Raw genomic sequence first — 12892 nt, 5'->3', positions numbered from 1 at the left:
AGTCAGTCCGCTATCGGTCTTCGTCCCAGTGAAACTTGTGCAACAGGCGGTGCAGCACGGGTACGAACACCAGGCCGGCGGCGACGATGAAAACCAGGCCCGCGTAAAGCGCATAAAGTCCGGCAAAGACCTTCCCTCCGTCCGTTTTCGGCGCATCCACCGGCCCCATGCCGCCGAGCAACATGGTGCAATTCAGGAACGCATCCCGCCAGGCCAGATCTTCGAAATAAGCGTATCCGGCCATGCCGATCCCGATGGAACCCAGCAGCAGACCCACTGCGACCGCAGCGTGGAGCGCGAGACGCCGGATGAAGTGAATCCGGGGCAGCGGTGGGAGCCTGTGCGATTCGTACATGGGTTGTCACGCCCCGCGCAAACGAACGTTCCGCGCAATTGCCAAGGCGATTACTTCTTGTCGCCCTTTGCTGCGTCCTGGATGCTTTCGCCGGCCTTTTCGATCTTATCTCCGACCTTCTCTGCTGCCTTGTCCACTTCCTTTCCGGCCCGTTCTGCCGGGCCTTCCTGCTTCTGACAGCCGGGGAGCGCTGCAAGCAATACGCTCATGAGCAAGGCTGCGCTGAGGGTTCTTCCGCGTTTCATCATCCGTACCTCCTGGTGCTCCACTTGTACCGCAGTGAGCGAAACCGCATCGGTCATGCTCTCTGCGGGATGAGGGAAATAGGCGGCCCCGCGACGCACCGGCCGGCTAGGGCGGGCGCAGCGCGTGTCGAACATCATTTGCCGACTTCGTGACCGATGACGCCGCCGACTGCAGCTCCGCCGACCGTTCCGACCGCGCTGCCGCCTGTAAGAACCGAACCACCGATGGCACCGACTCCGGCGCCGATGGCCGTGTTCTTGTCCTGCGCCGACATGCCGGCACAAGCGCCCAGACCGAGCATTGCTGCCGCGGTAACTGCACTGAGCGCGAAATTCTGAATCGTTTTCATGGAACTACCTCTTTCCCAACATCGTGTTTCCGGTGCTTCGTACATCTTCGAGTGCGACTGGTTACTTGCCGAACTGCGTTTTCGCTTTCATCAGGCACTCATCCTTGGCGCCACCCGCCAATGCATCGCACTTTTCCTTTGCCACCTTGTACTCGGCCTCGCGCTTGTCCTCAGTGGCGTCCTTGCGCGCATCGGTAGCCTGTTCGCTCGCCTTGCTGCGTGCCGCGGCGGATTTCTCGTCGGCCGTAGCATTGGCCTCCGAGGTCTTCTTGGCCGCCTCGGCGTTGGCGTCCGAGGTCTTCATCTGCGCCTTGGCGTCGGCCTTGGCGGTAACTTGCGCGGCCTTCGCTTCCTTCACGCAAACGTCCTTTGCGTTGCCTGCCATGTCATCGCAGCGTTCCTTCGCCACTGCATAGGCGGCCTCCGCCTTGGCGATGCTCACGTCGTAGCGGGTTTCCCTGCTCGGCTTGTAAGTGGCTTCAAGTTCCGCCTTGGCGACCTTTTCCTTGCCCTTGGCCTCTTCCACGCAGATATCCTTCTTGTTGCCGGATAACGAGTCGCAACCAGCCTTGTCGGTCTTGTACTGGGCAGTGATCCTGTCCTTGGCGGCCTGGTAATCGGTTTTCGACATGCCTTCGGCCATCGAAGCGCCGCTGAACGCCAGTCCGAGCGCAATCGCGATCACGTTAATGCTGAGTGTGTTCATTTTTCGTTCCTTCATCCGGTGAAATTTGGAGTGATGCATTGGTGTGCGATGCCTTGCACACCCTTCTCTTTGCCAGGACCGCGCTGCTTTCAACCACTGGACATTGCCGCGGTGTTGACACCGCATGCGGCTGGCTCCGATGACCCGAGGTTATGCAGGCTTCTCGTTACCGTCTGTCTGCTGCCGCACATAGGCTCCGCAAGGTCGTCCCGAAGCAAAGCGGCCCGGCCGGGGCGCCGCGCTCGGGTCTGCTGCGTCGACGGCTCACTCGCGAGGCTCGCCGCGCTCATTGACGGTGACGGTGCGTCCGGGGGGCGCGGTCATCTGTACGCGATACGCTTGGCCCCTGAAGGCATAGGTCACATCCCAGTATTCGGGGCGGGCCTGGCTGGGTACGTTCTCGCATCGCCGCACATCCTGGGCGTACGCCTGCTGTCCGCCGTCGTTACGGCCGACGTTGGCGCCGACTACGGCTCCCGCGACGGCACCACCGGCTGTTGCGAGATCCCTGCCGCGTCCGTCACCGATCTGGTGGCCGAGAATGCCGCCAATGACGGCGCCGGCAATGGCGCCGGGAACGTTGGCACTGCTGCGGTCCTGATCGACCGCTTCGCGCTCGACCCAGCAGCGTTGCTCGGGTGGTCCCACCACCGCGCGCACGGCCGTGACCTCCGCCTCGTACAGGCGTTCGTCATCGCGCCGGCGGTAGTCGTGGGAGACGACGGGCGCTGGCGCATAACGATGGTCATCGATGCGCGCGTCGCGGCTTACCGTTCGCACGGACGACACGCTGTTGTCCAGCCCCATCGCCGCCAGGGACGGATACCTGCCCGGACGCAGGACGACGCAGCGACCGCTGAAGCGGACGTCCTCGCACGCTTCCCAGCGGCCGCTGGTAACGATGACCGACGAAGCGCGGTCGTTAAAGCCACTGCGCTCGAAGTTGCGGATCTGGTCCTCGGTGCTGAAGGATCGGCCCTGGAAGCCTTCACGTTCGTAGAAGGTGACCTGTGCGTCGTCATGGTCATCGCGGTTCGCGTTGGGGTCCGGCGCGTAGCGGTCCTCATCGATGCGTGCATTCCTGTCCAGCATCCGCGCCGATGAAATGCGGTCGTTCAAGCCCATGGCGGCCAGCGACGGGTACCTGCCGCGGCGCAGGACGACGCACTGGCCTCTGAAGCCGGCGTCCTCGCACACCTCCCACCGGTCGCGTGCGACCACGGCCGAAGAGGCCCGGTCATTGAAGCCGCGGCGCTCGAAGTTGCGCACCCTTTCCGTCGTCGTGAACGAACTGCCCCTGAAGCGTTCGCGCTCGTAAAAGGTGACCTGTGCGGCCGCTTGCGCGGCCATAAGCACGCCGGCCACCGCCAGCGCAGTTCTCAGTATCGTAGTCATTGATGTCTCCTGTAATGGGTTGCGCATACCGAAGCCCGTCAGGAACAGCGGTATTCCATCCAGACGCGCGACGCAGTCCGGCGTGGCCGGACCTCGGGTCCCGTTGCTGGAATTGCAGATCCTCGCCTTGTCAGCGCTCGTATGTGAGGGCGCCGGGGCAACGACGTAACTAGTTTCAATCTCACCCGCTACAGGGCCGCGGTCTGTTCGGGAGCACACATAACGAGCGCGTTTGCCTCGCACGCAGGCGATGTGCGAGCGAACCGGATCAGTTCTGAATACGGCGCCGCCTGGCGTTTCGACTGGCGTACGGTCTTGGTGCGCTACCGAACAGACGGTGCGCTCAGTGCTTCGTATGCTTTTCTTGTCTTCTCGACGGAGCGTCGGCCGTGACGTCGACGAGCTCTGTCAATCCTGACAGCGCAATCCCGCTCAAGGAATCACCATGAAAACGCAATCTCTCCGCTTGCGGATCGCCGCCTTCCTGGCTGGCGTCGCAATGCTGGCCTTCAGCGGCTGGGCCGGCGCGGACCCGCCGTCGCGCGTCGCGCGGCTTGCCTACACGAGCGGCGCGGTGAGCATGTCGCCCGCGGGCGACAACGAATGGGTTCAGGCCACGGTCAATCGTCCCCTGACCACCGGGGACCGCCTCTGGGTCGATGACGGTGCGCGCGCCGAACTCGAGACCGGCGGAGCGCTGGTTCGCATGCACGCCGGCACCAGCGTGTCCGTCCTGAATCTCGATGACCGCATCACCCAACTGCAATTGACGCAGGGCGCATTGAATGTGCGCGTCCGTCGTATCGCGCCAAACCAGATTTTCGAGGTCGATACGCCGAATCTGGCCTTTACCCTGCGCGAACCGGGTGCATACCGGATCGAAGTGGATTCCGAGGACGATGCGACCACGATCTTCATGCGCAGGGGGCAGGGCGAGGCATACGGCGACGAAGCCGCCTATGTCATCGATTCGCGGCAAGCCTATCGATTCACCGGCACCGACCTGCGCGAGTACGAGTATGTCGATGCGCCGCGACCGGACGATTTCGACCGCTGGTCGAACAGCCGTGACCGCCGCTATGACGAGTCGCGTTCCGCCGGCTATGTCTCGCAGGATGTGGTCGGTTACCAGGATCTCGATGATTACGGCAGTTGGCGCGCCGACGCGACCTACGGCAATGTGTGGTACCCGGATCGCGTGGCCACCGGCTGGGCGCCATATCGGGACGGGCATTGGGCGTGGATCGACCCGTGGGGCTGGACCTGGGTGGATGACGCGCCGTGGGGCTTCGCCGTATCGCATTACGGCCGTTGGGCCCATGTCGGTGGAACGTGGGGTTGGGTGCCCGGTCCCGTGCGTAGCAGGGCCTACTACGCTCCGGCGCTGGTCGTGTTCGTCGGCGGTGGCGACTTCCAGCTGACGATATCGAGCGGCCTTGTCGGAGCGGTCGCCTGGTTCCCGCTGGGGCCGCGCGAGGTCTACCGACCCGCCTATCGGGTCAGCCGCGACTATTTCGAGAATATCAATCGCAGCAATACCATCGTCAATAACACGGTCATCAACAATTACTACAACAATTCGAACGTGACCAATGTGGTCTACATCAACCGGAGCGTCGAGGGGGCGGTCGTCGCCGTGCCGACGACCGCGTTCGTGCAGTCGCAGCCGGTCTCCAGGGAGGCGCTGCGGGTATCGCGGGAAACGATCGGCAGTGCACCTCTGGCGCTCGTTGCCCCGCTTGCACCGACCGAGAAAAGCGTGCGTGGCGCTGCTGCCCAAGGGGGCAAGCCGCCTCCGCGTGCGCTCGAACGGCGTGTCGTCGCGCGGACTGCCCCGCCGCCGGCGCCGGTCGGATTCGTGGCACAACAGCAGCGATTGAGCGCCGAGCCGGGCAGACCGCTCGATGAGTCCGTACGCAAGGAATTGCGGTCCGCAGCGACCGCGCCGGCGCCCGCCGTCAAAGTCATCACCCGGAAGCAGGACGGGATGCCGCGTGCGCGTCCGCCGCAGGCAGCGGCCCGGGCCAAGGCGGCCGACGATACAGGTGGGAGGTCCGAACAGCCGGACAGGGGGGCTCGGCGTGACGAGCCGGCAGCACCGCCGGCGCAACCGCCGCAGCGCTCGATGCAGCCGCGGATCGCGCCGCCGCAGGCGACGACGCCGGCCGAGCCCGCAGCGCAATCGCGCGAACCACGCGGCAGGGCGGATCGGCGCGGTGACGATGAGCAGCGCGGACAAACCGCCGCTCCGCGGCCCGCAACACCGCAGCGTCCCGCCGAGCCGGAGCCCGCTCCGCCGCGTGCGACGCCAGCTGCGCCTGCGACACCGGCAACTCCTGCGACGCGAACGACGCCGGCGGTACCCGCAGTGCCGGCGACGCCTGCCGAGCCGGCGGCACAATCGCCCGAACCACGCGGAAAGTCCGAGCAGCGTGACGAGCGGGAACAGCGTCGCGAACGACAACAGCGCGAACAAGCGGTGACGCCGCCCCCGGCGCCAGCCCGGGGTGTGGCGCCGCCTGAGACTGCCCCGCCGCGGCCAGCGCCGGAGATCCCGGCAGCACAGTCGCGGGAGCCACGCGACAGGTCGGAACAGCGTGGGAATGGTGGTCAGCGCGAGCGCGAAAGAGCCGTCGCTCCTCCACCGCCTCCGCCCGCGCAGCAGCCCGCGCAACGGGCGAGACCCGAGCCGGCGCCCGCGGCGGAGCCACGCGGTCAGGAGCCCAGGCCCGCAGCGGGCAGGGCGCGAGACAAGAACAAGGACAGTGAAGAGCAGAAGCAGGAAGAAGAACAGCGGCGCAGGGACGAACGGCGCAACTGATTCATCGACTGTCCACGGCGATACCAGGGCGGCACGCAACTGCCGCCGCGGACGTCGTCCCGTCACCTGGCACGAGAGCGTGCATCACCAACGGAAAATGCCCTGCACAGCAGGGCATTTCATCTTTCAGGGGACCCCGTGCCGCGATCAGTACCGCTGCAGCACGCCATCCCTGATCCGCACCCGGTCGCCGACACGGAAGTTGGTGTTGGAGCTGCTGTCCAGGATCATCGATTGATATGACCCGTCATCCATGCTGATCGTGACCTTGTACGCATCGTCCCCCCGCTGCGCGCGTTGCCGTTTTTCCAGCTCGTGGCCGACATAGGCACCGCCCGCGGCGCCGATCACGGTTGCTGCCGTGTTGCCGCTTCCGGATCCGACCTGGTTGCCGACCACTCCCCCGACGACGGCGCCGGCGATGGTACCCAGTCCGATGCCGCCGGCACGGCCAGTGCTGTTCTGGTTTATCCGTTCGATCGACGACACCACGCCATAGCCGGGGTAGGTATCTTCCTGACTGCTGGCTCCGGGGCTGGCCCCATAGGGCTCGTCGTAGGGGGTTGCGCATGCACCAAGCGTCAGCGCCGCAACGACTCCGAGCACCGATCCGAATCCATTGATCGTTTTCATGATGAATCTCCTGCCCAATTTGAATAAGGTCGCGTGCCGGCCGGGCGGGCCCTCGCGATCGTTGTGATGAGCGACTCCACCCGAGTCCCGATGCTCACCAGATTGTCGACGTTCCGCACCCCTTTGTCGCCGTGCGCGTGAACAAAATTCACTGCGTCGTCGGTTCGGGTGCGGCCGCCGATCTTCATGCTGATCATCTCCCTCCGCCGCCATCCGCTCTGTGCGGTTGCGCTCATAATGTGCGAGGCGCGGCGTTTGCCGGCTCGGTCAGCGGGAAGTCGTTTAGCGGCCGGATGACCTGCCCTGTGTGCGGCAACGTACGAAGGAGGCCGGGCAACTGGCGTATCTTTCCCCCATGTCCTTCGCAATCTGGGCGCTCATCATCGGCGTGCTGCTGATCACGATGGCCCTTTCGGGTACGTCGCTCAAGCGGCTCCCCCTGAGCACCGCCATGCTCTACCTGGTCGCCGGTTTCGGGCTCGGCCCCGCCGGGTGGGCGCTGCTGTCGCCCGATCCGCTGACCTACGCTGTCATCCTGGAAAGGGTCACCGAGCTGGCGGTGCTCATCTCCTTGTTCGCCGTCGGTCTCAAGCTCGGCCTCCCGCTGTCGGACAAGGGCTGGCGTCTGCCTGTGCGTCTCGCGATCGTCTCGATGACCATTACGGTGGCGCTCATCGCAGCGATCGGCGTGCTGGTTCTCGGCCTTTCGCTCGGCGCAGCAGTCCTGCTCGGGGCTATCCTCGCGCCTACCGACCCGGTGCTGGCCTCCGACGTCCAAGTGGTCGAGGTGGGCGATCGCGACCGCTTGCGTTTCAGTCTGACCGGGGAGGGGGGCCTGAATGATGGCGCCGCCTTTCCCTTCGTAATGCTGGGACTCGGCCTGATGGGGCTGCACGACCTGGGCACGGGCGGTTGGCGCTGGCTGGCCGTCGACGTGTTGTGGGCGATTGCCGGCGGTCTGCTGATCGGCGGTATGCTGGGTACGCTGATCGGGCGGTTGGTGGTGTATCTGCGCAGCCGCCACAAGGAGTCGGTCGGTTTCGACGAGTTCCTCACCCTGGGACTCATTGCACTGGCCTACGGGGCAGCCGTGCTCAGCCACACGTATGGCTTCCTGGCCGTTTTTGCGGCAGGTCTCGCTTTGCAGCGAGTGAACGAGCAGCCAAGGCGAATCCCGGATGCCGTTCTTCTGGAAACGGGTCTTCAGGGCAGGCAGGCCGACGAGGTGCTTGCCACCCATGTGGACTATGCCGGGGCCTACATGATGCAGGCGGTGCGGGGCTTCAACGAACAACTTGAGCGCATCGCGGAGGTGGGGGTCGTCCTGGTGGTCGGCGCGATGCTCTCCTACACTTACCTCCCCGCCAGTGCCGGCTGGATTGTCCTGCTCCTGTTCCTGGTCGTACGTCCCGTGTCGGTGTGGCTTGGATTGCTCGGCGCGCCCGTGTCACACGATCAGCGCATCCTGATTTCCTGGTTCGGTATCCGCGGTATCGGCTCGATCTACTACCTGATGTATGCCATCAACCACGGCCTGCCGCGTCCCCTGGCGGAGGAAATCATCGCCCTCACGCTCACCGTGGTCGCCGTCTCCATCGTGGTTCATGGCGTATCCGTGACGCCCCTGATGTCGCTCTATGCGCGGCGCAAGCCGCGGCGCCAGGGGCGGCGGAAAGACGACTGACGACTCCGGCCCCTCTGCCGGGCGTTCGTCGTGGCGCAGGCTAAAGCGACTTCAGGTACTCCACCAATTCGCTCTTCTCCTGTCCGGTCAAGCCTGATCCGAGGTGGGCGTCATAATGATCGACCACTGCCGCCAGTGTCGCGAAGCGCCCGTCGTGGTAGAAGCCGCCGGTCGTGTGGGTCCACAATCCCCTCAGCGGCGCGGTGCGGTAGCGCCTGTCCGGCGCCCGGTTCGCCTGGAAATCGTCAATGCCGATTTCGGCCGGCGTATGCATATTCCAACCCGGCTCGGTATACGTCGGGGGAACGTGGCAGCTCGCGCAACCTGCCTTGTTCTCGAAAATCTGCTTGCCGCGCGCGGCGGAGGCGGCGTCGAAACTGCCTGTCGGCGCTGCCGGGGCGGGAATCGCGAGCTGGTAGAAATGCAGTGCCGGCAGTTTCGGGCTGATCAGGTCGGGGTTGCTGCGCACATCGCCGAAGCCCGCGCGGGCTGCAACGGGAAACTGCACCGGGTCGTTCAGGCGCGGATCGAAGAACGTTCCCTTGCCATGCATCTCCAGATTGGCGACGAAGGCATTCCAGTGCGGCACCGAGCCCCAGCCGGTCCAGGTGTGGAGGTTCACGCCCGCCAGCCCGAACACCGGCGGAATCAGCGTTGCGGCAGTCTTGCCGTCGGGTCGGAAGCCTTTGCCGTCCAAAAACAGCTCGGCGTCGAACTTCCCCGGCCCCCAGGCAGTAATGACCTGGCGCACGGTCGCTGGGTCGATCTGCAGCAGTGCGGCCACGGCGCTCAGGTCCGGCGACAGATTGATGATCGCGCCGACATTGAGGTCGCGGTTAGCCCAGCCGTCGAGCCGATGACCGATCCCCGGAGCGAGCGAGTTGTCCACCGCGGTATGGCAGAGCGCGCATTGGATACCGATGGAGTGCAGGTCGCGCCCTCCGTCAAAGAACCCGGTCACGCCGATTACCGCATTCAGGCGCAGCAACTCGACAGTCACCGCCGGATCATCCAGATTCACGCGCCCGGCCTTCAGATCGTCCACGAGCTTCCCCGGCAGGGCGTCGACGTCGACCTTCAGCCCCACGGCGAGCGCAGTCTTCGGGCTCACACCCGGGCCGACACCGCCAAGCTGGGCACCTTTTATCGCCTCGTGCAGCCTCAGCGTATCGCCCCAGAAAGCCTCATCGCCGAATGTATCGAAGCGGAAGGTTTCCCTTCCTTCGGCCAATGTCTGCTGCGCCTGTCGGTCGATCTGCTGGTCGAGTCTCTTGCCGGACTGCGCGACGTCGTCCGAGATGGCGATCTTTTGACCTGCCAGCGCCAGGGCTGCCAATGCCGGGACTGCAAGAATGTATTTCAGATAACGTTTCATCATCCCCTCCATGCGAATATTTAACCTTGTCGCATCCTCGTGCCGTGGCGCAGCATTGCCTTTTAGCCGTCGGCAATGATGCGATGCGTGAGATCACGATCCGGTGCGCGTCCATCGTCACGAGGGCTATGGTGTCCTTGTGCGCTCGGGGTGTGTCTTGCCGATCCTCGTGTCCTGTCATGGGCTGATGAAATCTGCGCCGGATCCCGTGCCGCGTCTGTTCGCTGTCGCACCTATCGCGAGCCGGGGGCTATACTGAAAATGGTTATTCGACGAGTGGAAGATTGTGCATGCCTGACTATCATGACCCGCGCCAGAATCGCCTTCTCGCAGCCCTCCCGGCCGACGAATACGCACGCCTCGCTCCACAGCTGGAGCTGATCCCGCTGGCGCTCGGCGACGTACTGTACGAATCCGGGATCCCGATGCATCACGTCTATTTCCCCACCGATTCGATCGTGTCCCTGCTGTACGTCATGGAAGACGGCGCCTCGGCCGAAATCGCCATGGTCGGCAACGAAGGTGTCGTCGGCATCTCCTTGTTCATGGGCGGTGAGACGACACCCAGCCGGGCCGTCGTGCAATGCGCAGGGCACGCCTACCGGCTGACGAGCCAGGTGCTGAAGGATGAATTCGATCGGGTCGGGGGGCGCCGTTCCGGGGCATTGCATAACCTGCTGCTGCGCTATACCCAGGCGCTGCTCACCCAGATGGCGCAGACCGCGGTGTGCAACCGCCATCACTCGCTGGACCAGCAACTCTGCCGCTGGCTGCTGCTGAGTCTTGACCGTCTGTCCGCGAACGAACTGGTCATGACCCAGGAGCTGATCGCCAACATGCTCGGCGTGCGCCGCGAAGGGGTCACGGAGGCCGCCGGCAACCTCCAGAGGGCCGGCGTGATCGAATACCGGCGTGGGCACATCACCGTCCTCGACCGGCCGGGGCTGGAGGCGCGGACCTGCGAGTGTTATGCGGTGGTCAAGAGGGAGTTCGATCGCCTGCTGCCTGAGGAAAACGCCCTGTAACCCGGCGCCCGCCTGTCGTTTGTCGCTGGCCGGAGCGGAGAATCGATCCGCCCGGATTGGAGTTTTCGGTGGCTTCACGGTCATAATCGGACTTCCAATACGACGGACGAGGAGGTTCGCGATGCCTGCAATGCCCGATGTGGAATCCGTCAAGGCAGTGCTGCGCCAGGTGATCGATCCGGAAGTGGGGGTCAATATCGTCGATCTCGGACTGGTATACGGTATCGACATCACGCCCGGGCAGGTCTCCATCCGTCTGACGATGACGTCGCCGGCCTGTCCCATGGGCGACATGATCATGAACGACATCGACGCCGCGCTCGACGCGGCGCTGCCGCCCGAGATCGGTGTAGTGGTCAATCTCGTGTGGGATCCGCCGTGGACCCCCGAAATGATGAACAAGGATGCGCGCGGTCATTTCGGCTGGTGAGGACGCCCCGCGAGACCGACGGGGCAGGGAATACGGAGGTGGGGTGTCGTGAGTCCTGATCCGCGGCTTGTTCCGCGCGTGCTGCTGCTGGTGCTGGGGATGCTGTCGCTCGTGGCCGGCGTCGGTGCCGGGCTGGCGCGCCTGGGCGCAGACGTCCCCGCTCTCGCGTCGGCGCTGGCCGGGTGGCATGCCGCGCTGATGGTCTGCGCATTCTTCGGAACGGTGATCGGACTCGAGCGTGCCGTAGCGCTCGGACACCCCATCGCCTATGCGGGGCCTCTGGCCTCGGGGCTCGGGGGCGTCGCATTGCTTGCCGGTTTGCCCCTGCCGTGGGCGCAACTGCTGTTCGTCCTCGCCTCATTGGTGCTCGTCGGTGGGGCGATCGCGGTCGTGCGCCGGCAGTCGGCCCTGTTTACGCGGACCCTGGCTGTCGGGGCTGGGTGCTGGCTTGCAGGGAACCTGGCCTGGGTCGCGAGCGGCATGATCCAGCCTGCGATTCCGTGGTGGCTCTCATTTCTTGTGGTGACGATCGCCGGCGAGAGGCTCGAACTCACCCGCTTTCTGCCTGCGCGGCGTGAGGCTGGGCCACTCTTCCGCGTCGCCGTCGCGACCACGCTCGGCGGCGCCGTGGCGGCCTGGTATTCGCCCTTCGGACTCGTGTTGTTCGCGGCCGGCCTTTTCGCGCTGTCGCTGTGGCTGCTGCGTTACGACATCGCGCGGCACAACGCGCGGCAACGCGACCTTGTGCGCTACATCGCGCTCTGCCTCCTGTCCGGCTACGCATGGCTGGCCGTGGGGGCTGCAATCGGGCTCGCGGGCGGCTTCGCGCCCGGCCATCTGCTGCGCGATGCGGCCTTGCATGCGATCGCGCTCGGTTTCGTGTTCGCGATGGTGTTCGGCCATGCCCCGATCATCTTCCCGGCTATCGCCCGGGTCCGGATTCCCTATCATCCGGTCTTCTATTTGCCGCTCGTGCTGCTTCACGCCTCGCTTGCGGCAAGGATTGCGGGAACGCTCGCGGGCGGTAATGCGGCGCCCCTGCTGCTGGCGGGCGGGCTGGCCAATGCGCTCGCCCTCCTTGCCTTCATAGTGACGATGGTGGGGAGCGTGCTGCGCGGCCGTCTCGCCGGCCGAGGCTGAAGCCGGGGGAACCCGCAGCGTCGGTGTGCAATGATCCCGTAACCTTTCCGCGGGAGGGAGGCGGGAGCGCCGGGGTTCGGCGCACCGTGCGGAAGGGCGCTGCGGTTGCGTTGCGGAATGTTTCGGGCGCTGCGGGGGCGAACCGGGGGCGCGTGCGACAACTGCTAGAATTGCGCCCTCCCTGTTCCATTGCATGCATCCTGCCCAAGAAATGAAGAAACTCGAGTCGGCCTTCGAACACATGCTCTTCGCCAGCCGCTGGCTGATGGCGCCCGTCTACTTCGGGCTGATCCTGGCGCTGGTCGTGCTTCTCGTGAAGTTCGGCAAGGAAGTCTGGTTCCTCTTCAGCCACATCATGAGCGCCACCGGGTCGGAGATGATCATCGGGGTGCTGTCGCTGGTCGACATCGCGCTGATCATGAGCCTGCTCATCATCATCATGTTCAGCGGCTACGAGAACTTCGTGTCGAAGATGGAGGATCTGCATTCGCATGCCGACCGCCCCGAATGGATGGGGCATATCGGCTTCTCCGACCAGAAGATCAAGCTGATCGGCTCGATCGTGGCAATTTCGGGTATCGAGCTGCTGAAGGCCTTCCTGAACGTCGACAACGTGAGCGACCGCCACCTCGCATGGATGGTAGGGATCCACGTCACCTTCCTCGTGTCCGGCGTTCTCTACGCCTTGATGGACCGCCTGCAGGGCAAGGGGCACTGACGCCCCGCCTATGCA

General features: G+C 64.9%; 14 protein-coding genes. 6 read left to right on the top strand and 8 right to left on the bottom strand.

Annotation, left to right across the window (positions count from 1 at the left end):
• Positions 1 to 10: 10 nt before the first annotated feature.
• The 5 genes from BW991_RS14705 to BW991_RS24355 form a co-directional block, all read right to left on the bottom strand.
• The gene (locus tag BW991_RS14705) at positions 11 to 355 is read right to left on the bottom strand and encodes a hypothetical protein (RefSeq protein ID WP_076602863.1); all 345 of its coding nucleotides are present in this window, start codon (positions 353 to 355) and stop codon (positions 11 to 13) included.
• Between the two features lie 50 nt (positions 356 to 405).
• On the bottom strand, positions 406 to 738 hold the full coding sequence (locus tag BW991_RS14700) for a hypothetical protein (RefSeq protein ID WP_244551701.1): 333 nt from the start codon (positions 736 to 738) through the stop codon (positions 406 to 408).
• A complete protein-coding gene (locus tag BW991_RS14695) occupies positions 735 to 950 on the bottom strand; it encodes a glycine zipper 2TM domain-containing protein (protein WP_076602862.1) in 216 nt (71 codons plus the stop codon). The genes BW991_RS14700 and BW991_RS14695 overlap by 4 nt, the downstream gene beginning before the upstream one ends.
• 61 nt (positions 951 to 1011) lie before the next feature.
• A complete protein-coding gene (locus BW991_RS14690; RefSeq protein ID WP_076602861.1) occupies positions 1012 to 1656 on the bottom strand; it encodes a prolipoprotein diacylglyceryl transferase in 645 nt (214 codons plus the stop codon).
• 264 nt (positions 1657 to 1920) lie between these two features.
• The gene (locus BW991_RS24355) at positions 1921 to 3051 is read right to left on the bottom strand and encodes a beta/gamma crystallin-related protein (protein WP_076602860.1); all 1131 of its coding nucleotides are present in this window, start codon (positions 3049 to 3051) and stop codon (positions 1921 to 1923) included.
• Between the two features lie 445 nt (positions 3052 to 3496).
• Between BW991_RS24355 and BW991_RS14680 the strand changes: the two genes are divergently transcribed.
• A complete protein-coding gene (locus BW991_RS14680) occupies positions 3497 to 5872 on the top strand; it encodes a DUF6600 domain-containing protein (protein ID WP_076602859.1) in 2376 nt (791 codons plus the stop codon).
• A gap of 147 nt (positions 5873 to 6019) precedes the next feature.
• On the opposite strand, the gene BW991_RS14675 is transcribed toward BW991_RS14680, so the two are convergent.
• Together BW991_RS14675 and BW991_RS23695 are read right to left on the bottom strand one after the other, a co-directional pair.
• Complete coding sequence (locus BW991_RS14675; protein WP_076602858.1) at positions 6020 to 6505, bottom strand: glycine zipper 2TM domain-containing protein; 486 nt, start codon at positions 6503 to 6505, stop codon at positions 6020 to 6022.
• Positions 6502 to 6693: a hypothetical protein gene (locus tag BW991_RS23695; protein WP_139335944.1), complete on the bottom strand. Its 192-nt coding sequence runs from the start codon at positions 6691 to 6693 to the stop codon at positions 6502 to 6504. The genes BW991_RS14675 and BW991_RS23695 overlap by 4 nt, the downstream gene beginning before the upstream one ends.
• 167 nt (positions 6694 to 6860) lie before the next feature.
• Between BW991_RS23695 and BW991_RS14670 the strand changes: the two genes are divergently transcribed.
• A complete protein-coding gene (locus BW991_RS14670; protein WP_076602857.1) occupies positions 6861 to 8189 on the top strand; it encodes a cation:proton antiporter in 1329 nt (442 codons plus the stop codon).
• A gap of 40 nt (positions 8190 to 8229) precedes the next feature.
• On the opposite strand, the gene BW991_RS14665 is transcribed toward BW991_RS14670, so the two are convergent.
• Positions 8230 to 9564, bottom strand: coding sequence for a hypothetical protein (locus BW991_RS14665; RefSeq protein WP_244551700.1), 1335 nt, complete (start codon positions 9562 to 9564; stop codon positions 8230 to 8232).
• A 290-nt stretch (positions 9565 to 9854) separates the two neighbouring features.
• On the opposite strand from BW991_RS14665, the gene BW991_RS14660 reads away from it, so the two are divergent.
• From BW991_RS14660 to BW991_RS14645, 4 genes are all read left to right on the top strand, one after another.
• The gene (locus BW991_RS14660; protein ID WP_076602855.1) at positions 9855 to 10589 is read left to right on the top strand and encodes a Crp/Fnr family transcriptional regulator; all 735 of its coding nucleotides are present in this window, start codon (positions 9855 to 9857) and stop codon (positions 10587 to 10589) included.
• Positions 10590 to 10710: 121 nt separating this feature from the next.
• Positions 10711 to 11019, top strand: a complete 309-nt coding sequence (locus tag BW991_RS14655) for a metal-sulfur cluster assembly factor (RefSeq protein ID WP_076602854.1) — start codon at positions 10711 to 10713, stop codon at positions 11017 to 11019.
• Positions 11020 to 11067: 48 nt separating this feature from the next.
• Positions 11068 to 12159 (top strand): hypothetical protein, encoded by a 1092-nt coding sequence (locus BW991_RS14650; RefSeq protein ID WP_342067627.1) that lies wholly within the window; start codon positions 11068 to 11070, stop codon positions 12157 to 12159.
• Positions 12160 to 12370: 211 nt separating this feature from the next.
• Positions 12371 to 12877: a TIGR00645 family protein gene (locus BW991_RS14645; protein ID WP_076602853.1), complete on the top strand. Its 507-nt coding sequence runs from the start codon at positions 12371 to 12373 to the stop codon at positions 12875 to 12877.
• Positions 12878 to 12892: the final 15 nt, after the last annotated feature.

The sequence above is a fragment of the Aromatoleum tolulyticum genome, assembly GCF_900156155.1.
GTDB lineage: Bacteria > Pseudomonadota > Gammaproteobacteria > Burkholderiales > Rhodocyclaceae > Aromatoleum > Aromatoleum tolulyticum.
The sequence above is the reverse complement of the archived record's forward strand: the minus strand, read 5'-3'. Positions and strand labels throughout refer to the sequence as shown.

Bases quoted from the DNA above. Each gene is read 5' to 3' on its own strand.
- BW991_RS14705 (WP_076602863.1), bottom strand. From the start codon at position 355: ATGTACGAATCGCACAGGCTCCCACCGCTGCCCCGGATTCACTTCATC.
- BW991_RS14700 (WP_244551701.1), bottom strand. From the start codon at position 738: ATGATGTTCGACACGCGCTGCGCCCGCCCTAGCCGGCCGGTGCGTCGC.
- BW991_RS14695 (WP_076602862.1), bottom strand. From the start codon at position 950: ATGAAAACGATTCAGAATTTCGCGCTCAGTGCAGTTACCGCGGCAGCA.
- BW991_RS14690 (WP_076602861.1), bottom strand. From the start codon at position 1,656: ATGAACACACTCAGCATTAACGTGATCGCGATTGCGCTCGGACTGGCG.
- BW991_RS24355 (WP_076602860.1), bottom strand. From the start codon at position 3,051: ATGACTACGATACTGAGAACTGCGCTGGCGGTGGCCGGCGTGCTTATG.
- BW991_RS14680 (WP_076602859.1), top strand. From the start codon at position 3,497: ATGAAAACGCAATCTCTCCGCTTGCGGATCGCCGCCTTCCTGGCTGGC.
- BW991_RS14675 (WP_076602858.1), bottom strand. From the start codon at position 6,505: ATGAAAACGATCAATGGATTCGGATCGGTGCTCGGAGTCGTTGCGGCG.
- BW991_RS23695 (WP_139335944.1), bottom strand. From the start codon at position 6,693: ATGAAGATCGGCGGCCGCACCCGAACCGACGACGCAGTGAATTTTGTT.
- BW991_RS14670 (WP_076602857.1), top strand. From the start codon at position 6,861: ATGTCCTTCGCAATCTGGGCGCTCATCATCGGCGTGCTGCTGATCACG.
- BW991_RS14665 (WP_244551700.1), bottom strand. From the start codon at position 9,564: ATGAAACGTTATCTGAAATACATTCTTGCAGTCCCGGCATTGGCAGCC.
- BW991_RS14660 (WP_076602855.1), top strand. From the start codon at position 9,855: ATGCCTGACTATCATGACCCGCGCCAGAATCGCCTTCTCGCAGCCCTC.
- BW991_RS14655 (WP_076602854.1), top strand. From the start codon at position 10,711: ATGCCTGCAATGCCCGATGTGGAATCCGTCAAGGCAGTGCTGCGCCAG.
- BW991_RS14645 (WP_076602853.1), top strand. From the start codon at position 12,371: ATGAAGAAACTCGAGTCGGCCTTCGAACACATGCTCTTCGCCAGCCGC.